General features: G+C 73.1%; 18 protein-coding genes. 12 read left to right on the top strand and 6 right to left on the bottom strand.

The features are described 5' to 3' along the window. The first annotated feature begins 37 nt into the window (after positions 1-37). The 6 genes from TAE01_RS04485 to TAE01_RS04510 all read left to right on the top strand — a co-directional run bounded on the left by TAE01_RS04485 (position 38) and on the right by TAE01_RS04510 (position 5,995). Positions 38-985 (top strand): LysR family transcriptional regulator, encoded by a 948-nt coding sequence (locus tag TAE01_RS04485; protein ID WP_147063854.1) that lies wholly within the window; start codon positions 38-40, stop codon positions 983-985. A gap of 64 nt (positions 986-1,049) precedes the next feature. Continuing rightward, the gene (locus tag TAE01_RS04490) at positions 1,050-1,631 is read left to right on the top strand and encodes a peroxidase-related enzyme (protein ID WP_147063856.1); all 582 of its coding nucleotides are present in this window, start codon (positions 1,050-1,052) and stop codon (positions 1,629-1,631) included. Then, the gene (locus TAE01_RS04495; RefSeq protein ID WP_147063858.1) at positions 1,628-3,151 is read left to right on the top strand and encodes a gamma-glutamyltransferase; all 1,524 of its coding nucleotides are present in this window, start codon (positions 1,628-1,630) and stop codon (positions 3,149-3,151) included. Before TAE01_RS04490 ends, TAE01_RS04495 begins: the two co-directional genes overlap by 4 nt. 78 nt (positions 3,152-3,229) lie before the next feature. Next, complete coding sequence (locus TAE01_RS04500; RefSeq protein WP_371860824.1) at positions 3,230-4,555, top strand: class I SAM-dependent methyltransferase; 1,326 nt, start codon at positions 3,230-3,232, stop codon at positions 4,553-4,555. 5 nt (positions 4,556-4,560) lie between these two features. After that, a complete protein-coding gene (locus TAE01_RS04505) occupies positions 4,561-5,436 on the top strand; it encodes a DUF1295 domain-containing protein (RefSeq protein WP_307723821.1) in 876 nt (291 codons plus the stop codon). Positions 5,437-5,470: 34 nt separating this feature from the next. Beyond that, on the top strand, positions 5,471-5,995 hold the full coding sequence (locus TAE01_RS04510; protein WP_147063860.1) for a cupin domain-containing protein: 525 nt from the start codon (positions 5,471-5,473) through the stop codon (positions 5,993-5,995). A 22-nt stretch (positions 5,996-6,017) separates the two neighbouring features. Here the strand turns inward: TAE01_RS04510 and TAE01_RS04515 are convergent, their stop codons facing one another. Next, positions 6,018-8,600, bottom strand: coding sequence for a ComEC/Rec2 family competence protein (locus tag TAE01_RS04515; RefSeq protein WP_147063862.1), 2,583 nt, complete (start codon positions 8,598-8,600; stop codon positions 6,018-6,020). 8 nt (positions 8,601-8,608) lie between these two features. Further along, complete coding sequence (locus tag TAE01_RS04520) at positions 8,609-9,718, bottom strand: helix-hairpin-helix domain-containing protein (RefSeq protein WP_222594059.1); 1,110 nt, start codon at positions 9,716-9,718, stop codon at positions 8,609-8,611. 155 nt (positions 9,719-9,873) lie between these two features. On the opposite strand from TAE01_RS04520, the gene purU reads away from it, so the two are divergent. After that, on the top strand, positions 9,874-10,716 hold the full coding sequence (purU, locus tag TAE01_RS04525; protein ID WP_147063864.1) for a formyltetrahydrofolate deformylase: 843 nt from the start codon (positions 9,874-9,876) through the stop codon (positions 10,714-10,716). A 93-nt stretch (positions 10,717-10,809) separates the two neighbouring features. Here purU and TAE01_RS04530 read toward each other — a convergent pair whose 3' ends face one another. After that, complete coding sequence (locus tag TAE01_RS04530) at positions 10,810-12,366, bottom strand: outer membrane protein assembly factor BamB family protein (protein WP_246111133.1); 1,557 nt, start codon at positions 12,364-12,366, stop codon at positions 10,810-10,812. Positions 12,367-12,731: 365 nt separating this feature from the next. On the opposite strand from TAE01_RS04530, the gene TAE01_RS04535 reads away from it, so the two are divergent. Genes TAE01_RS04535 through TAE01_RS04555 form a run of 5 tightly spaced genes read left to right on the top strand, consistent with a single transcriptional unit; the run spans position 12,732 to position 19,131 of the window. Then, positions 12,732-14,021, top strand: a complete 1,290-nt coding sequence (locus TAE01_RS04535; RefSeq protein ID WP_147063866.1) for an efflux RND transporter periplasmic adaptor subunit — start codon at positions 12,732-12,734, stop codon at positions 14,019-14,021. 3 nt (positions 14,022-14,024) lie between these two features. Next, positions 14,025-14,816 (top strand): ABC transporter ATP-binding protein, encoded by a 792-nt coding sequence (locus TAE01_RS04540; RefSeq protein WP_147063868.1) that lies wholly within the window; start codon positions 14,025-14,027, stop codon positions 14,814-14,816. Then, positions 14,813-16,036, top strand: a complete 1,224-nt coding sequence (locus TAE01_RS04545; protein WP_147063870.1) for an ABC transporter permease — start codon at positions 14,813-14,815, stop codon at positions 16,034-16,036. The genes TAE01_RS04540 and TAE01_RS04545 overlap by 4 nt, the downstream gene beginning before the upstream one ends. A 7-nt stretch (positions 16,037-16,043) precedes the next feature. Beyond that, on the top strand, positions 16,044-16,916 hold the full coding sequence (locus TAE01_RS04550; RefSeq protein ID WP_147063872.1) for a DUF5666 domain-containing protein: 873 nt from the start codon (positions 16,044-16,046) through the stop codon (positions 16,914-16,916). Beyond that, a complete protein-coding gene (locus TAE01_RS04555) occupies positions 16,909-19,131 on the top strand; it encodes an efflux RND transporter periplasmic adaptor subunit (protein WP_147063874.1) in 2,223 nt (740 codons plus the stop codon). Before TAE01_RS04550 ends, TAE01_RS04555 begins: the two co-directional genes overlap by 8 nt. Positions 19,132-19,137: 6 nt before the next feature. On the opposite strand, the gene plsY is transcribed toward TAE01_RS04555, so the two are convergent. The 3 genes from plsY to leuS are packed head-to-tail and all read right to left on the bottom strand — an operon-like array spanning position 19,138 to position 23,603. Next, positions 19,138-19,740, bottom strand: coding sequence for a glycerol-3-phosphate 1-O-acyltransferase PlsY (gene plsY, locus TAE01_RS04560; RefSeq protein ID WP_147063877.1), 603 nt, complete (start codon positions 19,738-19,740; stop codon positions 19,138-19,140). Beyond that, a complete protein-coding gene (locus TAE01_RS04565) occupies positions 19,737-20,633 on the bottom strand; it encodes a DegV family protein (protein WP_147063879.1) in 897 nt (298 codons plus the stop codon). Before TAE01_RS04565 ends, plsY begins: the two co-directional genes overlap by 4 nt. 30 nt (positions 20,634-20,663) lie before the next feature. Further along, entirely contained in the window at positions 20,664-23,603 is a 2,940-nt protein-coding gene (gene leuS / locus TAE01_RS04570; protein WP_147063881.1) for a leucine--tRNA ligase, read from the bottom strand. Positions 23,604-23,748 lie beyond the last annotated feature (145 nt).

Raw genomic sequence — 23,748 nt, forward strand, 5'->3', positions numbered from 1 at the left:
GAGAGCCGTTTCCATAATCACCCGTTATGATTGGTCCATGATCGATGCTGCCGGCCTGCGGGTCATGAAGGCCATTGCCGACGAGGGAAGCTTCACGAGCGCCGCCAACGCGCTCGGCTTCACCCAGCCGGCCATCTCCCAGATGGTCCGCCGGCTCGAGCAGCGCACCGGGACCGTCCTCGTCGAGCGCTACGGCCGACAGGTCCGGCTCACCGAGGCCGGTCAGGTGCTGGCCCGCCACGCCGTCGGCGTCCTCGCGGCACTCGACGCGGCGGAGGAGGAGATCACGGCGATCGCCGGCCTGCGCGCCGGTCGGGTGCGCCTGCAGGCCTTCCCCAGCTCCTCGGCCACCCTCGTGCCGCGGACGCTCGCCATCCTCAAGGCTCGCCACCCCGACATCACCGTGACCTTCACCGAGGCCGAGCCGCCGGAGTCCCTGGCCGCCCTGCGTCGGGGCGACTGCGACGTCGCCGTCGCGTTCGCCTACGAGGGCGGTGACCTCGGGGAGCTCGAGGAGGACCTCTCGCTGCTCGTCACCCGCCGTCTCCTGGACGACGAGGTCCGGCTCGTCGTGCCCCGCACGCACCCGCACGCGGAGGACGAGGCCGCGACGCTGGCCGACTTCTCGGGCGAGGAGTGGATCGCCGGCTGTCCCCGCTGTCGCGGTCACCTGCTCGCCCTCGCCGACACGGCCGGCTTCCGGCCCAACGTCGCGTTCGAGACCGAGGACTACGTCGCCCAGCTCGGGCTCGTCACGGCCGGGCTCGGCGTCGCCCTCGTGCCCGACCTCATCCTCAACGCCGCCAAGCACGACGAGGTCGCGACGCTGCCGCTCTCCCCCGCCTCGCGCCGCCAGATCCTCGCGGTCACGACGCCGGACCTGCTGCGGGTGCCGGCCGTCGCCGCCGCCCTCGACGCCCTGTGCGAGGCGGCCGGGGCCGACCCCGGCGTCTCCCCCGCCCACCTCGTGGGCGGGGAGGCCTGACGGCCGGTCGTCCGTGGGCGGCGCGCCACGGGCGCGCGGCACCCACCCGGCATACGGTGGCCTCATGGGTGACCGCCAGCGCATCTCCTACCTGCCCGTGCCCGAGCGCGACGACGTCCCGGAGGGCGTGAGCCGCCTCTGGGACAAGGCGCAGGAGGCCTTCGGGTTCGTGCCCAACGTCTTCCGGGCCCAAGCGGTCAACGGCGAGCAGTTCCTCGCGTGGTGGGGCTACTTCAACCTCCTCGTCAACAAGGAGGGCCACCTGAGCAACGCCGACCGCGAGCTCCTCGCCGTCGTCGTCAGCAGCGTCAACCGCTGCACGTACTGCGAGGTGAGCCACGGCGCGGCCCTCCGGGAGCACACGTCGGACCCCGAGACCGCTGACCTCGTCGCCTCGAACTGGCGACAGGCGGGGCTCGCCGAGCGGGAGTACGCGATGGCCTCGTACGCCGAACGGCTGACCCTCCGTCCCGCCGAGGTCACGGAGGCCGACCTCGCTCCGCTGCGAGCCGCCGGGCTCGATGACCACCAGGTGGTCGAGCTCGTCCAGGTCGTCGGGATGTTCAACCTCACGAACCGCGTGTCGACGGCTCTGGGCTTCGTGCCCAACGCGGAGTACCACTCCAGCGGCAGAGCGACCTCGTGAACCGGGTGGCGCTCGCCGCGCCGGGTCCGGCGGCCCTGCAGGCGGGGCTCGAGGTGGCGGCCGAGGGCGGGAACGCCGTCGACGCGGCGATCGCCGCGTCCTTGGCCGCCATGAGCACCGAGCCCGGGGTCGTCAGCCTGATGGGTGGTGCGTTCGTCAACGTGTGGCTCGCGGGCGAGGACCCCGTTGTCATCGACGGCAACGTCGAGATGCCGGGCCGGGGGCTGGACCCGTCGGCCTTCGGTCACGGCGTGCGACAGGTCCCGACCACCTACGGCGGCGGCGTGACCATCGGGGCGGGACACGCGGCGGTCGCGAACTCCGGTGCGGTGCAAGCGCTCTCGGCCGCCCGGGACCGATTCGGCACCGTGCCCTGGCGGCGGCTCGTGGAGCCCTCGGCCCGCATCTGCCGTGAGGGCTACCGGATCGGCGCGGCCGCCGCCCTCTACCTCGGTATCGTGCGGGACACGCTCTTCGGGTACGACCCGGAGGCCCACGCGCTCGTGACCGGGGCCGACGGTGGGCCGCTCGAGCCGGGTGAGACCTCCCTCAACGTCGACCTCGCCGACATCCTCGACCTCCTTGCAGCACAAGGGGCCTCGCTCTTCACGACCGGAGCCGTCGGACGCGTGCTCGTCGAGGACATGGCCGCGAACGGCGGCCTCATCACGGCGGCCGACCTCACGGCATACGAGCCCATCGTGCGTGAACCGACGATACGGACCGTCGGTACGTGGACCATCGCCCTCAACCCGCCCCCGTCCGTGGGCGGCCCGATGCTCGCGGCCATGCTCGGTCAGCTGGCGCGCCACGAGGACTGGACCTGGACCGAGGTCATCGAGATCCAGCGCCGGGTACTGGCCTACCGCCTCTCCGTCCACGACCGGTCCCGCGACCTCGACGCCGACGGCCACGCCCTCCTCGAGGCGGTGGAGCGGCACGGGCTGGCAGGGCTGCCCACCTCGGCGTCCACCGCGCACGTCTCGGCCGTGGACGAGCACGGGAACGCCTGTGCGATCACGATGTCGTGCGGATACGGGGCCGGCATGGTCGTCCCCGGAACCGGCATCCTGCTCAACAACGCCCTCGGTGAACCGGAGCTCAACCGGCTCGGCATCCACGCCGTGCCACCGGGCACGCGGCTCGCCTCGAACATGGCACCGACGACCGGACGGAGCTCCGCCGGCACCGCGCTCGCGGTGGGCTCTCCCGGCGCCGACCGGATCACGACGGCCCTCATGCAGGTGCTCGGCCGAGGGCTCCTGCGCGGGGACGACCTCCAGCACTCGATCGACGCGCCACGGCTGCACGTGAGCTTCCCGGAGGACGGCTCCCCGCGCGTCGAGCACGAGCCCTCGGACGACATCGCGGCAGCCGTCGAGGCGAGCGGCCTGCCGTCGCACCGGTTCCCGGGTCCGCACATGTACTTCGGCGGGGTCGGCGCGGCGGTGCTCGGGCCCGACGGACTCGTCGCCGCCGGTGACGCGAGACGGGAGGGGTCGGTGGGGGTATCTCCATGAGGGTGCGTTGCGCCCTCCCATCCGACGCGCGGCCGGCACCGAATCATCTCGAGTCGACCCCAACGAGAGGCCACCCCGATGACCATGACCGACGACCGCCCCGACGCTCCCGCCCCCTCCGCGGCGTCCTCCCGCCCGAACGGCATCGCCGCCCGGCTGGCGGCCGTCGTCGAGCCGCTCTTCGGCGGGCAGCTCCCCGTGCGCCTCAAGGCGTGGGACGGCACCGTCGCCGGGCCGGCCGACGCCCCCACCGTCGTCCTGCGCGACCCCGCCGCCCTGCGCCGACTCGTGCGCCATCCCGGCGAGCTCGGCCTCGCGCAGGCCTACGTCACCGGCGAGCTCGACGTGGAGGGCGACCTGCTCGAGGGCTTCCGGCGCGTCTGGTCGACGGCCCGCACGCTCACGGGCGGCCGACCGTCGGCCGGCACCGTGGCCGCCGTCGCGAAGAACGGCATCCGAACGGCCTTCGACCTCGGCGTCGTCGGCCTGCCGCCGGAGCCGCCCGTCTCGCAGGCCCGCCTGCGTGGCCGGCTCCACACCAAGACCCGCGACCGCAGCGCCATCGAGCACCACTACAACCTCTCCAACGAGTTCTACTCGCTCATCCTCGACCCGCACATGGCCTACTCGTGCGGCTACTGGACGAGCACGGAGTCCGGCTACACCGTCGAGGACTCGCAGCGCGACAAGCTCGACCTCGTGTGCCGCAAGCTCGGCATCGAGCCCGGCAGCCGCCACCTCGACATCGGCTGCGGCTGGGGCTCGCTGTCGCTCCACGCCGCCGAGAAGTTCGGCGCCCGCGTCGTCGGCGTCACCATCTCGAGCGAGCAGAAGGCGTTCATCGACGAGCGAATCCGCGAGCGCGGCCTCCAGGACCGCGTCGAGATCCGGCTCCAGGACTACCGCGAGGTGCCGGACGGACCCTTCGACACCATCTCCTCGATCGAGATGGGCGAGCACGTCGGGCAGAAGAACTACCCCACGTTCACCGGGCAGATCCGCCGGCTGCTCCGACCGGGCGGCCGCGCCCTGATCCAGCAGATGTCGCGCACGACCCGTCCCGGCGGAGGCCCCTTCATCGAGGCCTTCATCGCGCCCGACATGCACATGCGTCCCGTCGGCGAGACCGTCGACCTCATCGAGCAGGCCGGGCTCGAGGTCCGTGACGTGCACGCGCTGCGCGAGCACTACGTGTGGACCGTCAACGCCTGGTACGACACGTTCGAGGCGAACTGGGACAAGGTCGTCGAGATGGTCGGCGAGGAGGTCGGGCGCGTGTGGCGCCTCTACCTCGTCGGCGGCGCGCTCGCCTTCGAGGAGGGCCGCATGGGTGTCGACCAGATCCTCGCCGTCAAGCCGACGGCCGACGGCCGCAGCGGTATGCCGCCCGTCCGGGCCTGGTGACCACCGTGACGTCGGTCTGGACGACCGTCGCCCCCGTCGTGGCTCCGGCGGCCGAGGCCGCGGGTTTCGACGGCGGGGCGTTCGGGCGCACCCTGCTGCTCACCGCTCTGGCCGTCGTCGTCGTCCTCGCCGTCACCTTCGCGGTGGCCCTACGGGTCGGCAAGCAGGCCGTCATCGACGTGACGTGGGGGCTGGGCTTCGTCGCCATCGCCCTCACGGCCTTCGTCACGAGTGGCGGTCACGGCGACGGGCTGCGCCGCTGGCTCGCCCTCGTGCTCACCGCCCTCTGGGGGCTGCGCCTGGCGGGACACATCTTCAGCCGGTCGCGGGGCAAGGGTGAGGACCCGCGCTACGAGGCGATGCTCGAGCGCGCCGACGGCAACCCGAACGCGTACGCCGTGCTGCACATCTACCTGCCGCAGGGCCTCATCATGTGGTTCGTCTCGCTGCCGGTCCAGATCGCGATGTTCGTCGAGGGCGGCATCGGCTGGGTGCTGTGGCTCGGGGTCGTCGTGTGGGCCGTCGGCTTCTTCTTCGAGTCGGTCGGTGACCTGCAGCTGACGCGCTTCCGCAACGACCCCGCCAACAAGGGCACCGTGCTCGACACGGGGCTGTGGCGCTACACCCGGCACCCGAACTACTTCGGCGACGCGAGCGTCTGGACGGGGCTCTTCCTCGTCGCGGCGAGCGCGTGGCCCGGCGTGCTGACGATCCTCTCGCCGGCCGTCATGGTGTGGAACCTCTACGGCGGCACCGGCAAGAAGCTGCTCGAGAAGGACATCGGTGACCGCCGCCCGGACTACGCCGACTACGTGCGCCGCACGAGCGGCTTCTTCCCGTGGCCACCGAAGCCCGCCGACCCGTCGGTCGAGCGGGACTGACGACACCCGCTGCGGGTCAGGGATGATGGGCGGCATGCGTCCGCCTCTCGCCGAGCTCCTCGACCTGCAGCCACACCCCGAGGGTGGCTGGTACCGCCAGACGTGGGTCTCACCGGAGGCCGTCACCCTCCCCGACGGTCGGGTCCGCGCGACGGCCACCCTCATCCACTTCCTGCTGCCCGCCGGCGAGTCGTCCGCGTGGCACCGGGTCGCCTCCGACGAGGTCTGGTTGGCGCACACCGGCTCTGTCGTGCTCGAGCTGGGAGGCGACGCGGGGCGTCCACCCGCCGACGGTGCGGCGCGCAGGGTCGTGATCGGCGTCGACCTGGCAGCGGCCGAGGAGAGCCAGGCCGTCGTACCGGCCCACGTCTGGCAGCGCACGCTCCCGGGGTCGGCCGATGCCCTCGTCAGCTGCCTCGTCTCCCCCGGCTTCGACTTCGCCGACTTCCAGCTCGGCAGCTCGGCTCCTGACGAGGGTGCCGACGACGAGGTGCAGCGCGCCCCGGCCGGTCCCGAGGACGCTCCCGTCGATCCGTCGGAGCCGACCAACCCCGCCTGAGCAGGCTCGCGGCGGCACGCGGTCAACGCCCCACCGCCCGCACCTGACCCCCGTCGGCGACCACGGCGACGTCGCCCTCGAGGTCGGTGCGGTGGATCTCGAAACCTCTCTCCTGCAACGCCGTCAACGTCGCGGGTGCGGGATGGCCGTAGTCGTTGCCCTCCCCGACGCTGATGACTGCCAGACGCCCCGCGACTCGGTCGAGCAGGCGGTCGTCACGGTTGCTCGAGCCGTGGTGGGCCACCTTGAGCACGTCGATACGCCCCCAGCGTCCGGGGTCGCGCGCCGACTCCTGGAGCACCTGCGCGGCCGCCTCGCGCTCGATGTCGCCGGCGAGCAGGATCGACATCCCGTGCACGTGCAGGGTGAGCACGACGGAGCCGTTGTTGGGCACCGAGCCGGCGTCGATCCGGCGTGCTGGCCACCAGACGTCGGCCGCGACGGACCCCACCGTGACTCGCTGTCCCGCGCGCAGCTCACCCATCGGGACCCTGGCGGCCGCAGCCAGCCGGGCGACCCGCGTCGCCTCCGCAGGCGGGTCGAGCACCGGGGAGGCCCTGATCTCGGCGACCGGGAGCTCGAGGACCGCGGCCAGGCCGCCGACGTGGTCGGCGTGGTAGTGGGTCAGGACGAGCAGATCGACGTTCGTCGCCCCGAGTCGGTCCAGGCACGATCGCATCGGCTCGGGGTCGGGTCCGGCGTCGATGACGACGACGTGCCCGCTGCCGTTGTCGACGACGAGGCCGTCTCCCTGGCCGACGTCGCAGGCGATGAGGGCCCAGCCGGGCGGGGGCCAGGCGATGGGGGCCGTCGGCAGGCCCAGGCCGGCCGTCAGCACCACGACCGCCACGGCGACCGTGGGGCGGTGCCGGCTGCGGTGCCAGGCCCACGGCGCCGTGGCGACGACCCCGGCCGTGAGGACCGCGAGGAGCACGGCGGCGCCGGCGGAGTCACCCCAGCTGATGCTGCCGAAGGGCAGGTCCGCCGACCATCGGGCCACCACCGCGATGGCCTGCGCCGGCAGGGCGGCCGCCCAGGCGAGCCACGCGGCTCCCGGCACCCAGACGACCGCTACGAGGGCCACGCCCACCCCGAGCAGGGTGGTGGGCGCGACGAAGGGGGCGGCGAGCAGGTTCGCGAGGACGGCGACGAACGACACGCTGCCCTGGAGAGGCACGACGAGCGGCGCACAGACGGCCTGGGCCGCGACCGGGATGGCCAGGACGGGCCCCAGGGGTTTCAGCGGTCCCGGCAGGCGCCGCGCGATGGTGCGTCCCCACGGACCGGCGAGGACGAGCAGACCGAGCGTGGCGACGCTCGACAGGGCGAAGCCGTACGAGCGGGCGAGCCACGGGTCCCAGACCAGCAGCACGGCGATCGCCCCGGCCAGGGCGGGCACCCCCGCGCGTCGGCGTGAGGTCGACAGGGCGAGGAGTCCGACGAGACCCATCACGGCCGCCCTGACGACACTCGGCTCCGGTCGGGCCAGGACCACGAAACCGAGGAGGCCCAACGCCGCCACGGGCGGTCGCCAGCGGCGGCGGACGCCGACGAGCCCGCACAGCCAGAGCACGGCGGCGAGGACGAAGGTCACGTTGCTGCCGGACACGGCGCTGAGGTGGCTGAGCCCTGTCGCGAGCATGACCGCCGTCAGGTCCGGCGGCGTCTGGGAGGTGTCGCCCACGACGAGCGCCGGGACGAGACCACGGGCGTCCGGCCAGAGCCCGGAGGTCGCCGCGCGGAAGCGGTCGCGGACGACATCTGCGGCCTCGAAGACCCCACCGGGCCCGGCGACGACCTGCACCGGCCCCTTCGGCGTCGCCACGGCGACGACGTCGTCGCCGGGCTCGGCCGGTCCGAGCCGCACGACGAGCTGCACCGAGTCGTGCCAGCGCAGCGCCGACCAGGCCGCGCCACGACCGATGACGAGGACCGGCGCACTGACGTGCGTCGTGCGGCCACGACCGGACACCTGCGACACGTCGAGGCGCACGACCGTGATGGCGGCGGCCGGGGGGTGCTCAGCGGCCGCCGGTCCGGGTCCCCGCACGGCACGCGGTTCGGCCGCGACCGTGGCGTCCAGGGTCACGACGGCCCGCTCCGACGCCAGCGACTCGACGGGCCCGGCGGTGCGCACGGCGCGATGGCCGGCCGCAGCCCCGAGCAGCAGCCCCAGCAGGGCGCAGGCGGATGTCACGGCCCGCAGCCCCTGGTGCCCTGACCAGGACCCGCGACCTGCTGCTCCCCGGGAGCGCATGACTCGCCCGCGCCCGCGACATCCGTGATCCCGCGCCGTGCCGGCGACGGCCGTCAGCACCCCGGTCGCCAGGGCAACCGCTGCTGCGGTCGTCACGAGCCACACCGGCGCCACGAGTCCCCAGAAGGCGGTGACAGGCCAGGCGACCACGACCGGCACGAGCAGGCGCAGGTCGAGCCGGGACGGGGACCGGGGCCGGACCCGGCGCACCGTCTCGCGACCCGTGAGGACGACGAGCGACGGTCCGCGGGGAGCCTGCTCGCGCTCCCTCCGTGCCGCCGAGGCCGGAGAGACCGGAGAGCCCGGGGAACCCGGGGAGCGTGACGAGTCCGAAGCCGTCGGAGACATCGCCCTGCTCACAGCGTCACCTTCGGGCGCAGCTGCGCCATGAGCTTGTCGCCGATGCCGCTGACCTCGCCGAGCTCGTCCACGGAGGTGAAGCGGCCGTGCTCGGTGCGCCAGTCGATGATGCGCTGCGCGAGCACGGGCCCCACGCCGGGAAGACCGTCGAGAGCGGTGGCGTCGGCCGAGTTGAGGCTCACCGGCGCGCCCGACCCGCCGGCGGACGCACCCGAGCCCCCCGCAGCGGGAGGGCCACCCCCTGCTGCACCCGCGGGCACGGGAGTCTCGCCCGGCCGGGGCACGTGGATCTGCTCGCCGTCGACGACGAGTCGCGCGAGGTTGAGGGCGGCGAGGTCCGAGCCGGGGCGCGTGCCTCCCGCGGCCGCGATCGCGTCGGCCACCCGGGCTCCCTGACGCAACCGGACCAGCCCCGGGCGCACGACCTGCCCGACGACGTGGACGACGATCTCTGCGCCCGTCGGCCCGGCCGCCGCCGTGCCCGAAGGACTCGCGGGACCACCCGTCGCCGTCGCCGCTGGCCGGGCCGACGCCGTCGTGACCACCGCACCACCGACGACCTGGACCGATCGCGACGCTCCGGGCTGCTCGTCCGGCACGGAGGCCGATCGCTCGGCCCACAGGACCCGGAGCACGAACGCGCACCCCACCGCCACCGCGAGCGCCAGCAGCGACACGACCGCGGCACTGCTCACGGCGCGGCGTCCGGTCCGCAGCTCGTCGGGCACCGTGAGCACGCCCGGTCGACGGGCGCGGCGCAGGTCCGCGGCGAGCCTGGCCACCTCATCGTCGTCCGCGCTCGCCCGCTGCGCGAGCCGCCGCACCGCCGCCGAGACCGAGCCCAGGACCTCTCCCGGACCGGAGCCGCCGTCGCGCGCCCCGTCGGGCTCGGCAGCGCCGTCCTCCTCCGGGTCCGACCAGTCACCCGGCTCGGACCGCTGCCCCGGCGCCGACCACTGCCCCGGCGCTCGCGGCACCCAGCCGCCTCCCGCCGTCCCCGGGCGGGGCGACCGCTGGCCCGCGTCCCGCGGCCCGTCCGCACGGCCGCCGAGCACCCGGGCCACCCGCTCGAGGTCAGGGGGTCTCTGCGAGGGTCGGAACGGCATACCCCGACGGTAGGAAGCCGCACGCTCGCACCCGCACGCCCGAGCACCCGCTGGGGACAACGGCCCCGACCACCGAGGGGATGTGGACGGCCACCTCCCGAGACGGCCCGCGCGTCGATTCACCCCTCCGCGCCCGGCTGGTCCAGACTGCTCCAATGGCCCGGCACATCATGACCCTCACCTGCGACGACCGACCCGGCATCGTGGCCGCCGTGTCCGCGGCGCTGCTCGCGGTCTCGGCCAACATCGTCGAGAACCAGCAGTACTCCGACGAGGACACCGACCTCTTCTTCATGCGCACCGTCTTCGACGCCGAGCCCCACGAGGTCGAGCAGGTGCTGTCGGCGATCCGTGACAGCCCTGCCATCGCGCACCACCACCTGGCGGCGCGCCCCGAGGACGAGCACTGCCGGACGCTCATCCTCGTCAGCAAGTTCGACCACTGCCTGCTCGACCTGCTCTACCGGTGGAAGTCGGGCGACCTGCCCATCGACATCGTCGGCGTCGTCGGCAACCACGAGGACTGCCGTGGCCTCGTCGACTACTACGGCCTGCCCTTCTCCGTCATCCCGGTCACGAAGGACACCAAGGCCGAGGCGGAGGCCGAGCTGCTGCGCCTCGTCGAGCAGGAGGACGTCGGCCTCGTCGTGCTGGCGCGCTACATGCAGATCCTCAGCGACGACCTGTGTCGCGCCCTCGAGGGACGCGCCATCAACATCCACCACTCGTTCCTGCCCGGCTTCAAGGGCGCCAAGCCCTACCACCAGGCGCACGACCGGGGCGTCAAGCTCATCGGCGCCTCGGCGCACTACGTCACGGCCGACCTCGACGAGGGGCCGATCATCGAGCAGGACGTCGTCCGGGTCACCCACGCCGAGTCTCCCGAGCGGCTCGTGGCCATCGGGCGGGACGTCGAGCGGCGGGTGCTCTCGCGGGCCGTCCGCGACCACGCGGAGTCCCGCGTCTTCCTCTCGGGCCGGCGCACCATCGTCTTCTGAGCCCGGACCACGGCCTGCGTATGCCGTGACCGCCGTCCCGGGAGCACCTCGCTCCCGTCGTGGTGGTCGCCACGACGGGAGCGAGGGCGGAGCTCAGAGACCGAACGCGTACAGCTTGTGGTTCGGCGTGCCGAAGCCGAAGTTGCTGTACCCGGAGCCCCAGTAGACCGAGCCGTTGGAGATCGCGGCACCCGAGAGGCACGATCCGCCGCTCGCGAAGCTCCAGAGCACGACGCCGGTCGCCGCGTTGAGGGCGTACATGTGCCCCAGCGCGTCGAGCGAGCAGCCGAAGACGACGCCGTTGGCCGTCGTGGCCGGACCGGACGTGCCACCGCCGAACGTCGGACGCGTCTGCCAGACGATCGCGCCCGTGACCGCGTCGAGGGCCGACCAGATGCCGCTCGTGTCGGTCGAGCTGGCAGGCCACGGCTTGCGATCACTGTTCGCGTCGGCCGTGTAGACGCGCTTGCCGTCCACCGCTGAACCCCACTGGAGCCCACCGGCCGTGCCACCGGGGCCGGTCGTCGTCTTCCAGACCACCGCGCCGGTGCTGGCGTCGAGGGCCCAGTAGTCGCCGCTCTTCTGGCCGGCTCCGACGAGGTCGCGCGGCTTGCCGCTGACGCTCACCGAGAAGAGGGCGGGTGCCTGGCCGAAGTCGTAGTCCGGTCCGGACGGCTGCGGGCAGTTGGCCGGGTTGCCGAAGATGCACGAGACGGTCCACGCGTCGAAGGGCAGGGCGCGCGTGGCCCACTTGACGGCCCCGGTCCTCAGGTCGAGCGCGAGGATCGAGTCGAAGTGGTCGTCGGCGGGGAGGCACGCTGCTTGGGCATCCGCGTTGCTGCCGGCGGCGGCCACGCAGGTCAGCACCGATTGCGGAGCGTCGTAGTTGTTGCCCGTCGCGATGTAGACCGAGCCGCGCTTGGTGTCGATCGCCGGCGAGCTGCCCCAGACCGCGACGCCGGGGAAGCCCTCGGGGGTCAGGTAGGTCTTCCAGAGGATCCGGCCGGTGACGAGGTCGAGGGCGAGCATGCTGCCGCGGAAGGTGCAGCACTGGTAGCCGGGGGTGAGTGCCGAGAAGGCCTCCTCCTGCGAGGCGACCCCGACGTAGACCACGCCGTCGAAGACGGTGGCCGACTGGGTGATGATGGCTCCGGCGTTGCTGTCGGCCTGGGTGCTCCACAGCAGAGCCCCGGTGTCCTTGTTGATCGCCAGCACCTTGCCCCCGCCGCCGAAGGGTCCCTGGGTGCCGATGACGATGGTGCTGTCGGTCACCGCCGGAGTGGCCCTCGCCTTGTCACCGGCGATCCCGGTGTAGCTGCTGATCGTCCGCTGCCACACGACGGCGCCGGTGGCCCGGTTGACGGCATAGAGGTTGCCGGCCCAGTCCGGGACGTAGACCCGGGTGCCGTCGACGGCGGGGGTGGCCGACACGTCGCCGCCGGTCGTCAGGTCCCACTTCTCCTTGAGTCCACCGACCGTCGTCGGCGAGATCCTCGTCTCCGTGGCGGCGTACCTCGTGTTCTGCCGGTCCCCGCCGGCCGAGCTCCACCACGTTCCCCCCGGTTCGGCTGCTGCCGGTCCCCCGACGAGCAGGGCCCCCGCGACCCCAGCCGCCAGCAACAGCCGTGCATGACGCATCATCCTGGTCATCTCAGCTCCTAGCCTTGACGACCCGCAGGGGGCCGTCGAGTGACCCCTGTTGGACGTGCACGAACCTAGCCCCCGCGGCGCTCGCCCGTCCGGCCTTCCCGACGGAACCACCGGGATTCGCGGGACGCATGGGATGAAGGCGGTCAAACCCTCTGGGGCACAGGGCTGCTCACGGATCACGCCAGCCCGTCCCCGGTTCCTGTCCATCCCGCCCTCATGGCCGCGACGGGCGCACGTGACGTCACCCAGCAGACTCGTGGACAACACATAGCGTCCTGATAGCAACGGCCACCCCTTCTTCCAGACTGCCGACCTACGTTCTCGCGTGACAGGACGAATCGGATCGCGAAGACGGCGGAGACCAGATGGCCAGGGCACGGCAGGGCAAGGGGTGGCGCAGCCGCAGGGTGCTCGTCATCGCGGTGGCGGCGCTCGTCCTGGCAGGCGGTGGGGTCGCCTTCGCGGTCAACCACGGAACCGCGAGCGCGCAGACGCAGCCCCGCACCGTGACGGTCACCCACGGGACCGTGCAGCAGACGGTGTCGGCGAGCGGCACCATCGAGCCGGCCACCGAGGACGACCTGTCGTTCCCCTCGGCCGGCACCGTGGACAGCGTCGGGGTCGAGGTCGGCCAGCACGTCAGCAAGGGTGAGGTCCTCGCCTCGATCGACACGACGTCGCTCCAGAGCCAGGTCACCCTCGCGCAGGCCGTCGTCACGCAGGCGCAGGCTCAGGTCACCGCGGCCGGGACGAGCGGCTCCGCGAGCCAGATCGCGGCGGCCGACGCCCAGCTCGCCTCTGCGCAGGCCAAGCTCGTCGCGGCTCAGCAGGCCCTCTCCCAGGCCAGGCTCACCTCCCCCATCGACGGGGTCGTCGCCGCGGTCAACGTCAAGGTCGGCTCCACGGTCGGAGGCTCGGCCGGCTCGGCAAGCACCGGCGGGTCGGGGTCCTCGGGCTCCGGCTCGGGTCGCACCGCGAGCGCCGGCGGGTCGGGGTCCGGCGGCGGGTCGGGGTCCGGCGCGGCCGCGGGTGCCTCGGGGTCGTCGGCGAGCACCGCGGCCGTCTCGGTCATCTCGACCGACGCCTGGATCGTGCAGACGCAGGTCGCCAACGCCGACCTGGCGAGCCTCAAGAAGGGCCTGCAGGCCCAGATCCTGCCCAGCGGGTCGCGCACGACGATCTTCGGCACGGTCGAGGCGATCGGCATCGTCGCGTCGTCGAGCTCGAGCGGCACGTCGCAGTTCCCGGTCACCGTGGCCGTCACCGGGACCCCGGCGGGGCTGTATGCCGGCACGTCGGCCACCGTCTCCATCGTCGTCAAGCAGCTCGACGACGTGCTGACCGTACCGACGGTGGCGCTGAGCAGCTCGGGAGGCCGGACGACGGTGGCCGTGCTGCAGGGTGGCCAACAGGTCACGACCCCGGTCACCGTCGGCCGCATCTTCGGCGCCCGTACCGAGATCACCCACGGGCTCTCCGACGGCGCCCAGGTCGTGCTGCCCACGACGTTCGGCACCCGCGGGGCCGGGACAGGCGCCGGAACCGGTGCGCGGACAGGCGGATTCGGCGGCGGTGGCGGATTCGGCGGCGGCGGTGGCCTCGGAGGCGGCGGCTTCGGTGGCGGCGCCGGCAGCGGCACACGGAACGGGGGCTGAGGCATGACCGAGCTGCCCCTCTACGGCGACGACCTCTTCGACGGTCCTGCCCAACCCGGAGGCCACGCCGCGACGACGACCGCCGGGAGCCGACCCACGCCGATCCTCGAGCTCGTCGACGTCGGCAAGGCCTACCGCAGCGGCTCGCTTGCCGTCGATGCCCTTCGCGGGGTCGACCTCACGGTCGAGGAGGGCGAGTACGTCGCCGTCATGGGTCCGTCCGGCTCGGGCAAGTCGACCCTCATGCACATCCTCGGCTGCCTCGACGTCCCTTCGGGCGGGCGCTACCGACTGGCCGGCGAGGACGTCAGCGACATGGAGGAACGCCAGCTCGCCGACATCCGGAACCGACGGATCGGCTTCGTGTTCCAGCAGTTCAACCTCCTCCCGGCCATGCCCGCGTGGCGCAACGTCGAGCTGCCGCTCGTGTATGCCGGGGTGCCCCGTGCCGAACGTCGCGCTCGCGCCCTCGAGGCGCTCGGCCGCGTGGGCCTGTCCGAGCGGGTGGACCACCGTCCCGGTGAGCTGAGCGGCGGGCAGCAGCAGCGCGTCTCGGTCGCGCGGGCCCTTGTCACAGACCCCAGCCTGATCCTCGCCGACGAGCCCACCGGCAACCTCGACTCCGTCTCGACGACGGACGTGCTCGGCCTCTTCCGCGAGCTGCACGAGCAGGGTCGCACCGTCGTGCTCATCACGCACGAACCCGACGTCGCCCTCCAGGCCGAGCGCGTCATCCACATCCTCGACGGGCGGGTCGTCGACGACCAGCTCGTGACGGGAGGGACGAGACCGTGACGTGGACCGAGACGCTCCGCACGGCATACGACGCGATCCGCACACGACGCATGCGCTCGGCGCTGACCGTGCTCGGGATCCTCATCGGCATCGCGGCCGTCATGCTGACCGTCGGCCTCGGGCAGGGCGCGCAGGCCCAGGTCGCCAACCAGATCAACGCCCTCGGCTCCAACCTGCTCATCGTCACCCCCGGCAGCTCCACGCAGGTCGGCGGTGTCCGCGGTGGGCGCGGCTCCGCGACGACCCTGACGACCGCCGACGCGGCCGTGCTGTCCAACCGGCAGGTCGTGCCCGACGTCGCAGCGGTCGCGCCGGTCTCGACCTCGTCGCAGAGCGTCGTCGCCAACGGGCAGAACTGGACGACGAGCATCGTCGGGACGACCCCGCAGTGGCCGGCCGTCCGGGCCCGCTCGACCGACACGGGCCGCTTCTTCAGCCCGTCCGAGATGAGCGCGGCAGCCCCGGTGGCGGTCATCGGGTCGACGACGGCGCAGCAGCTCTTCGGGGTGCGCTCCCCCGTCGGCGAGACGCTGTCGGTCGGCGGCGTGCAGCTGACCGTCATCGGCGAGCTCAACACCGCCGGCTCGACGGTCGGCGGCGACCAGGACGACCAGGTCGTCATCCCGGCGACGACGTTCGCCGACGACTTCTCCGCCGGTGGCACGTCCGTCTCGTCGATCTACCTCGAGGCCGCGAGCCAGCAGGACCTCTCGGCCGCATACCAGGAGACGAGCAACGCGATGCTCACCTCGCACGGCGTGACTCCGGCCGCGGCCGACTTCCAGGTCAGCAGCCAGGCCTCGCTCGTGCAGACCGCGACGAGCACGGCCCGCACGCTCACCGTCCTGCTCGGCGGCATCGCCGCGATCTCCCTGCTCGTCGGCGGGATCGGGGTCATGAACATCATGCTCGTCTCCGTCACCGAGCGCGTCCGGGAGATCGGTCTGCGCAAGGCCCTCGGCGCGACGCCGCGAGTCATCCTGCGCCAGTTCCTCACGGAGGCGAGCCTGCTCGGACTCGTCGGGGGCGTGCTCGGGGTCGGACTCGGTGTCGCCGGCGCCCTGACGCTCCCCCAGCTCCTCGGACAGCCCGTCGCACTCTCGGCGACCGCCGCGCTCGGCGCGCTCGCCGTCTCGCTCGTCATCGGTGTCGCGGCCGGGGTCTACCCCGCCAACCGCGCCGCCCGCCTCGCCCCCATCGACGCCCTGAGAAGTGAGTGAGTTCCCCATGAAGCGCACCGTGTTCGCCATCGTCGCCGCAGCCGCAGCCCTCGGGCTCGCCGGGTGCAGCGGCGCCGCCCAGTCGGCGTCCGTCACCGGCTCGGGACAGACCCCCGCCGCCGGAACCTCGCCCACCGCGCCGGGTCCCGGTGGCGGGCGCTTCCCCGGTGTCTCCGGGCTGGTGGCGGCGGTGAGCGGCACGACGGCGCAGGTGCAGGGCGCGACGCAGCAGACTGCCGTCAGCTGGACCTCGACGACGCGCTTCACCGCCCAGGTCGCCACCACGGCTGCGGCCGTCAAGGTCGGCGAGTGCGTCATGGCTCGCCCGGCCCGGGGGGCCGCAGGTACCGGTGGCTCGGGCAGCACGGGCACCCCGACCACGACCGTGGCAGCCGCGACGGTCGAGCTGCTGCCCGGGCAAGGGGGCAGCTGCTCCTTCGGGGCGCTCGGTGGCTTCGGCGGCCGGACCGGCGCCCGCCCGTCGGGCACCCCCAGCGCACCGGCGACCCCGGGATCGGGCGCCGGCGGCGGTGCCGGACGTCGTGGCTTCGGTGCCGTCGGCACCGTCTCCGCCGTGGGATCCGGACAGTTCACCGTCTCCCCAGTGGGGCAGGCCGGCGGCGGCGCCGTCACTCCGCTGACCGTCGACTACACGTCCTCGACGACCTTCACCCGCCTCGCCGCGGCGAGCGCGAGCGCCGTCAAGGTCGGGGTGTGCGTCACGGCCCAGGGCCGTACCGACGACACGGGAGCCCTGACCGCCAGGTCGATCGCCGTCAGCGCACCCACCAACGGCACGTGCCAGAGCGGCTTCGGTGGACGCTTCGGCGGTGGACGCGGCACCGGCGCCCCGAGCACAGCGGGGGCCGGCAATGCCTGAGCGCACCGGAGTCCGGCGGGGGCCGCTCGTCGCCGGCGCCGGCCTGCTCGCCGTGCTGCTCGTCGCCGGCGGCGTCTACACCGCCTCGGCGAGCACCAGCAGCGCAGCGGCTGCCGACTACCGCACGACCGTCGTGAGCCGGGGCCCGGTGGACCAGGTGCTCACCCTGACCGGGACCGCCCAACGCGTCGACCAGGTCACCACCACCTTCCCGGCGAACGGCACCGTGACCCACATCGGGGTCGCGGTCGGCGACCACGTCTCGACCGGAGAGTCCCTGGCCACCATCGACCCGACGGCGCTCCGGGCAGCCCTCCTCGCGGCCCAGGCGACCCTGGCGCAGGACGAGGCCTCGCTCATCGCCGACCAGACCGCGACGACGACCACCAGCTCAACCACGGGCACGGCAGGCACGGGCACCGGCACCGGCACCACGACCCGGTCGGCCTCCGGAAGCGCGTCCGGCGGCGGCTCGACCACGGGCTCGAGCGGAAGCGTCGGGACGACGAGCCGCAGCGCCTCGACCTCCTCCCGCACGTCATCCGGTGCAGGCACGACGGGAACGAAGAGCACGACCGGAACGAAGGGCACGGGAACGAAGAGCACGACCGGCACCGGTCGCTCCGGCGGATCGGGCGCGGCCGCGGGCGGCCACTCGTCCACCGGCGGATCCGGACTCCCGCCACTCAGCACGCGCGCGATGGAGCGTTCGCTGGCCCGGGCCCAGCAGGCGCTGCTCGCCGAGGAGCAGGCCTGCGCCCCGGTGATCGGCACGCCCTCGTCAGGTGGCGGCCACACCCGGCCACCCAGTGGATCGCCCGGCCCCACCGGTGCGCCGACGACGTCGGGCGCGGCCCGGGCCAACCCCGCGGCCTACTCCCGCCCGACGAGCTCCACCGCGACGCCGACGGTCGGCGGGACGACCGCACCGACGACGACCGGCACGCCCGCGCCGACCGCCACCGGCGGCCCGACGGGCTCCCCCACGAGCACACCGACGGGCACCGCGACGAGCACGCCCACGACGACTGCCTCGCCCACGAGCCCTCCGCCTGTCGGCGGGGGCGGAGGCGGGGGCACGCCGACGCCGGACCAGCTGCGCACCTGCGCAGCCGCGATGGCGTCGGTCTCCTCGGCGCAGCACGCCGCTGAGTCGGCCATGAGCACGCTCGCCACGCAGATCGTCCACGAGCTCACCGTCGTCATGCACGCAGCCGCCGGGCAGGCGTCCGGCGCCCCCTCGACGGGCCGTGCTCCTGGCACCTCAGGCACCACGGGCTCCAGCGGCGCCTCGAGCTCCACCGGCCGAACGTCGGCCAGCGGCACCTCGCGGACGTCTACGACGCCGGCCGGCGTGACCACGCGAGGCAGCACGGGAGCTGGCACAGGTGGTGGCGGCGCTGGTGGTGGCGGCACAGGCGGTGGCAGCCCGGCCACGCGGGTCGCCTCCGACGAGGTGGCCATCCTGCAGGACCAGGCCGCCGTCACCCAGGCGCGGTCCGACCTCGCCGGAGCGACGCTCAAGGCGCCGATCGCGGGCACCGTGGGTCGCATCGACCTCTCCGTCGGTCAGGCCTCCACGGCCTCGACGGGCATCGTCGTCGTCGGGTCCGGGGCCGCCGACGTGACCGTCGACGTGCCCCTGGCCGACATGGGCCTCGTGCACTCGGGGCTCGCGGCCGACGTGACACCGGCCGGTGACGTCTCCGCCGTGCCGGGCACGGTCGACAGCGTGACCCTCCTGCCGGCATCCTCGACCGCGACGACCCCGGCCTATCCCGCCACGGTCGTCGTGCCCAACCCCACCCGGTCGATGGCGAGCGGGTCGGTCGTGTCCGTCGCGATCACGGTCGCGCAGGCGCCGGACGCGGACCGCGTGCCGGTGTCGGCTCTGTCCGGGGTGCAGTCGGGCTCTGCCGTCGTCCAGGTCCTCTCGGGCACCGCGACCGGCACGGCCTCGCGGGCGGTCACCGTCGGCGCCGTCGGCGGTGGTTTCGCGCAGGTCCTCTCCGGGCTCCAGCCGGGTGACCGCGTGGTGCTGGCCGACGCCTCGGCCGCCCTGCCGTCCAACCAGACGACCGGCCTGCGCGGGCTGGGCGGTGGTGGCTTCGCAGGTCGTGGCGGGGGCGCCGCCGGAGGGACCGGAGGGGCCGGCGGTGGAACGGGCACCGGTGGTGCGGGTCGCGCCGCCACGGGTGGCGGTGCGGGAGGCTGAACCGGGTCAGCTGACGTGCCGCTGCCGCCACCAGCCGACGACGTTGTTCTGGTGGCGCAGCATCACGAGCAACCCGATCGCCATGAGCCAGAGACCGGTCCACACGTCCCCCGGGGCGTGCCCGGTCCAGATGAGGACAGCGACGACCGCCATGGACAGGGCACCGAAGATGGAGCCGGCGGCGACCCACCGCGTGACGAGGACGGCGACCCCGAAGACGACGAGCACGACGAGCGCCACCCACGGGTGCACCCCGAGGATGGCTCCCAACGTCGTCGCGACGCCCTTGCCCCCGCGGCCCCTGAGGAACGGCGACCAGATGTGCCCGAGCACGGCCGCGATCCCGACGGCGTAGGCCGCGTGGGCACCGAGGAGATGGCCCGCGACGAACGTCGGGACGAGTCCCTTGAGCACGTCGAGCACGCCGACGACGACCCCCCACTTGCGGCCCAGGACCCGGCCCGCGTTCGTGGCGCCGGGGTTGCCCGACCCCGACGACGCGAGGTCCTTGCCGAGCACGCGCGCGATCATCGTCGCCGGGTTGAGCGAGCCGATGAGGAAGGCGGCGAGGATGCCGACGGCCCAGGTGAGCACGGTGGCGGGGTTCACGACTCGGTGGCCTCACCCGGTGACGGGGTCCGGGGCAGCGGCTCGCCGGGGCGTGGTGAGACGGCGATGGCCACGGTGCCCGGGCCCACGTGCGCCCCGACGACCGCCCCGAGCTCGACGACGAGGACCTCGGGCGACCCCGGGACCAGGTCGCGCAGCTCGCCGGCGATCTGGTCGGCGCGGGCGCGGGCGTCGAGGTGGTGGACGGCCAGGTCGACGGCGGTGCCGCCGGCGGCGACCTGCTCGACGACCATCGCCTCGATGCGCGCCACCGCGCGCGACGAGGTGCGCACCTTCTCGACGGGCACGATGCGGCCACCCCGCACGGCGAGGATCGGCTTGATCGCGAGGGCCGATCCGAGCAGCGCCGAGGCCGCGCCGATCCGGCCGCCACGACGCAGGTGCTCGAGGGTGTCGACGTAGAAGAGCACGCCGGACGGTCCCAGCCGGGCGTGCACGGCCTCGACGACCGTGGGCAGGTCGGCGCCTCCGGCCGCCGCCTCGGCGGCGGCGACCACCGCGAACCCCATGGCCATCCCGATCGTCTCGCTGTCGATGACCTCGACCGGCACGGACGCCTCGGACGCGGCGAGCCGGGCCGCCTCGACGGTGCCCGACATCTGCGACGACAGGTGGATCGAGACGATGCCCGTCGCCCCGTCGTCGACGAGCCGCCGGTAGGTCTCGGCGAAGACCTCCGGGGTCGGCCGCGACGTCGTGACGACGGTGTACTCGCGCAGGGCCGCCGCGACCTGCGTCGCGGAGATGTCCTGCCCCTCGACGTGGTCGCGACCACCGACGACGACGTGGAGCGGCACGACATCGACGGCGTGCCGTTCGAGGACCTCCTCGGGCAGGTAGGCCGTCGAGTCGGTGACGATCCTCGTGGTCACGTCACGCTCCCTCCGTCGTCGGTCAGCTCGTCACATCGGCACGACGTTGACGAGCTTCGGGGCCCGGACGATCACGGTCCGGATCCCGTCCTCCGTGGCCGCCCTGACCTTCTCACGCCCGAGCGCCAGCTCGCGCAGCTCGTCCTCGGAGATGTCGGGGCTGACCTCGACCCGGTCCCGCACCTTGCCCTTGATCTGGATGACGCAGGTGACCTGCTCCAGCACGATCTTGGCTGGGTCGCTCACGGGGAACGCGGCATACGCCACCCCGCCCTCGTGACCGAGGCGCTGCCACATCTCCTCGGCGATGTGCGGGGCGACGGGCGCCAGCATGAGGACCATCGCCTCGACGACCTCGCGCGGCGGGGCGTCGAGCTTCGTCACGGCGTTGTTGAGCTCGATGAGCTTGGCGATGGCCGTGTTGAAGCGCAGGCCCTCGAAGTCCTCGCGGACCCCGGCGATCGTCTGGTGCAGCTGCGTCGTCAGCGTCTGGTCGAGCGCCGCGTCGACGACGCGCACCTCGCCGGTCGCCTCGTCGACGACGTTGCGCCACAGTCGCTGCAGGAAGCGCTGGCTGCCGACGACGGCCCGGATCTCCCAGGGCTTGCTCAGCTCGAGCGGGCCCATCGACATCTCGTAGACGCGGAAGGTGTCGGCGCCGTAGACGTCGTACATCTCGTCGGGGCTGACGGAGTTCTTCAGCGACTTGCCGATCTTGCCGTACTCGCGGTTGACCTGCTGGCCCTCCCACGTGAACGTCGGCTCCGCGCCGTGGCTGCCGGGGTGCTCCTCGACCTCCGAGGCGGTGACGTACTGGCCGCGGCTGTCGGTGTAGGCGTACGCCTGGATGTAGCCCTGCGAGAAGTACTTCCGGAACGGCTCCTCGCTGCTGACGTGGCCGAGGTCGAAGAGGACCTTGTGCCAGAAACGGGCGTAGAGCAGGTGGAGCACCGCGTGCTCCACGCCGCCGACGTAGAGGTCGACGCCGCCCGGGTCGCGCGTGCCGGCCGGGGCGCCCTCGACGGGCGTGTCGTGTCGGCCCAGCCAGTACGCCTCGTTGGCCGGGTCGACGAAGGCCTCGTGGTTGGCCGGGTCGAGGTAGCGCAGGTAGTACCAGCACGAGCCGGCCCAGTTGGGCATCGTGTTCGTCTCGCGGCGGAACGTCCGCAGCCCGCGGCCGTCGCCGAGGTCCTTCTCGACCTGCACCCACTCGGGCACGCGCGACAGCGGCGGCTCCGGGCTGCTCTGCGCGTCGTCGGGGTCGAACGTCTTGGGGCTGTAGTCGGGCACGTCGGGAAGGGTCAGCGGCAGCTCGTCGTCGGGGACGGCATACGCCACCCCGTCCTCGTCGAACATGATGGGGAACGGCTCGCCCCAGTAGCGCTGGCGGCTGAAGAGCCAGTCGCGGATGCGGTAGCTGATCGTGCCCTCGCCGATGCCCTCCGCGTCGAGGAAGTCGATGATCTTCGCCTTGGCGTCCGCGACGTGGAGCCCGTCGAGCGAGATGCGCTCGTTCGAGCTGTTGACGGCGACGCCGTCGCCGAGGAACGGCTCGTCGTCGGGGTGGCCCTCCGTCGGCTGCACGGTGCGGACGATCGGGATGTCGAACTTCTCGGCGAACTCCCAGTCGCGGGTGTCCTGGCCGGGCACGGCCATGATCGCGCCGGTGCCGTAGCCCATCAGGACGTAGTCGGCGACGAAGACCGGGATGCGCTCTCCCGTCAGGGGATTCGTGGCCCACGAGCCAGTGAAGACACCGGTCTTGTCCTTGCCCTCGGTCTGGCGCTCGACGTCGCCCTTGCGGGACGCTGCGAGCTGGTATGCCGTCACGGCCGCCTCGGGGGTGGCGCTCGCGTCGGTGTCCGCACCCTTCCAGGCCTCCTTGGTGCCATCGGGCCAGCTGCCCTGCGGCACCAGGGAGTCCACGAGCGGGTGCTCGGGCGCGATGACCATGAAGGTCGCGCCGAAGATCGTGTCGGGGCGCGTCGTGAAGACGTCGATGCCGTGCTGCTCGCCCGAGGCGGTGACGACGGGGAAGGTGACGCGGGCGCCCTTGGACCGGCCGATCCAGTTGCGCTGCATGAGCTTGACCTTCTCGGGCCACTCGACCCCGTCGAGGTCGTCGGCCAGCCGGTCGGCATACGCCGTGATGCGCATCTTCCACTGGCTGAGGTTGCGCCGGAAGACCGGGAAGTTGCCCCGCTCGGAACGGCCCTCGTTGGTGACCTCCTCGTTGGACAGCACCGTGCCCAGGCCCGGGCACCAGTTGACGGGCGCCTCGTCGGTGTAGGCCAGGCGGTAGCCTTCGAGGACCTCGGCGCGCTCGGTCGCGGACAGGTCGGCCCAGCCGCGACCCTCGGCATCGAGGACGGCACGACGGCCGGACTCGAACTCCTCGACGAGCTCGCTGATCGGGCGCGCCCTGCCCCGGCCGCCGTCCTCGCGCACGGCGTCGGTGTCGTACCACGCGTCCCAGATCTGCAGGAAGATCCACTGCGTCCAGCGGTAGTAGTCGTCGTCGATCGTCGCGAAGGTGCGGCGGTTGTCGAAGCCCAGCCCGAGCCGGCGCAGCTGGCGCTTCATGTTCGTCATGTTCTCCTCGGTGGTCTTCCGAGGGTGCTGGCCGGTCTGGACGGCGAACTGCTCCGCGGGCAGGCCGAAGGCGTCGTAGCCCAGCGCGTGCAGGACGTTCTTGCCGAGCATCCGGTGGAACCGGCTGTAGACGTCGGTGGCGATGTAGCCCAGCGGGTGGCCGACGTGCAGGCCGACGCCCGAGGGGTAGGGGAACATGTCGAGGACGATGAGCTTCTCGCCGCGGGCGGCGACCTTCTCGGGCTCGGCCCAGGGTCCGGCCGGGTTGGGCGCGTTGAACGTGCCCTCCTCCTCCCAGCGGTCCTGCCAGGCGGTCTCGATCTGCTGCGCCATCGCGGCGGTGTAGCGGAACGGGGTGTCGTTCGTCTGCTCGCTCATGTCTTCTCTTTCGTCGCTGCTGGGCCCGGGCAAAAGAAAACCCCTCGCACAGGAGGGGAAGCCGCGTTGATGTCGGGAGTCCCGACCTTCGTCAACGCGGCTGCGGAAGAAGCAGCAGGCCAGCCATGGTGCCAAGGTTAGCGCA

Origin of the sequence: Terrabacter aerolatus, assembly GCF_007991735.1 — a bacterium.
GTDB lineage: Bacteria > Actinomycetota > Actinomycetes > Actinomycetales > Dermatophilaceae > Terrabacter > Terrabacter aerolatus.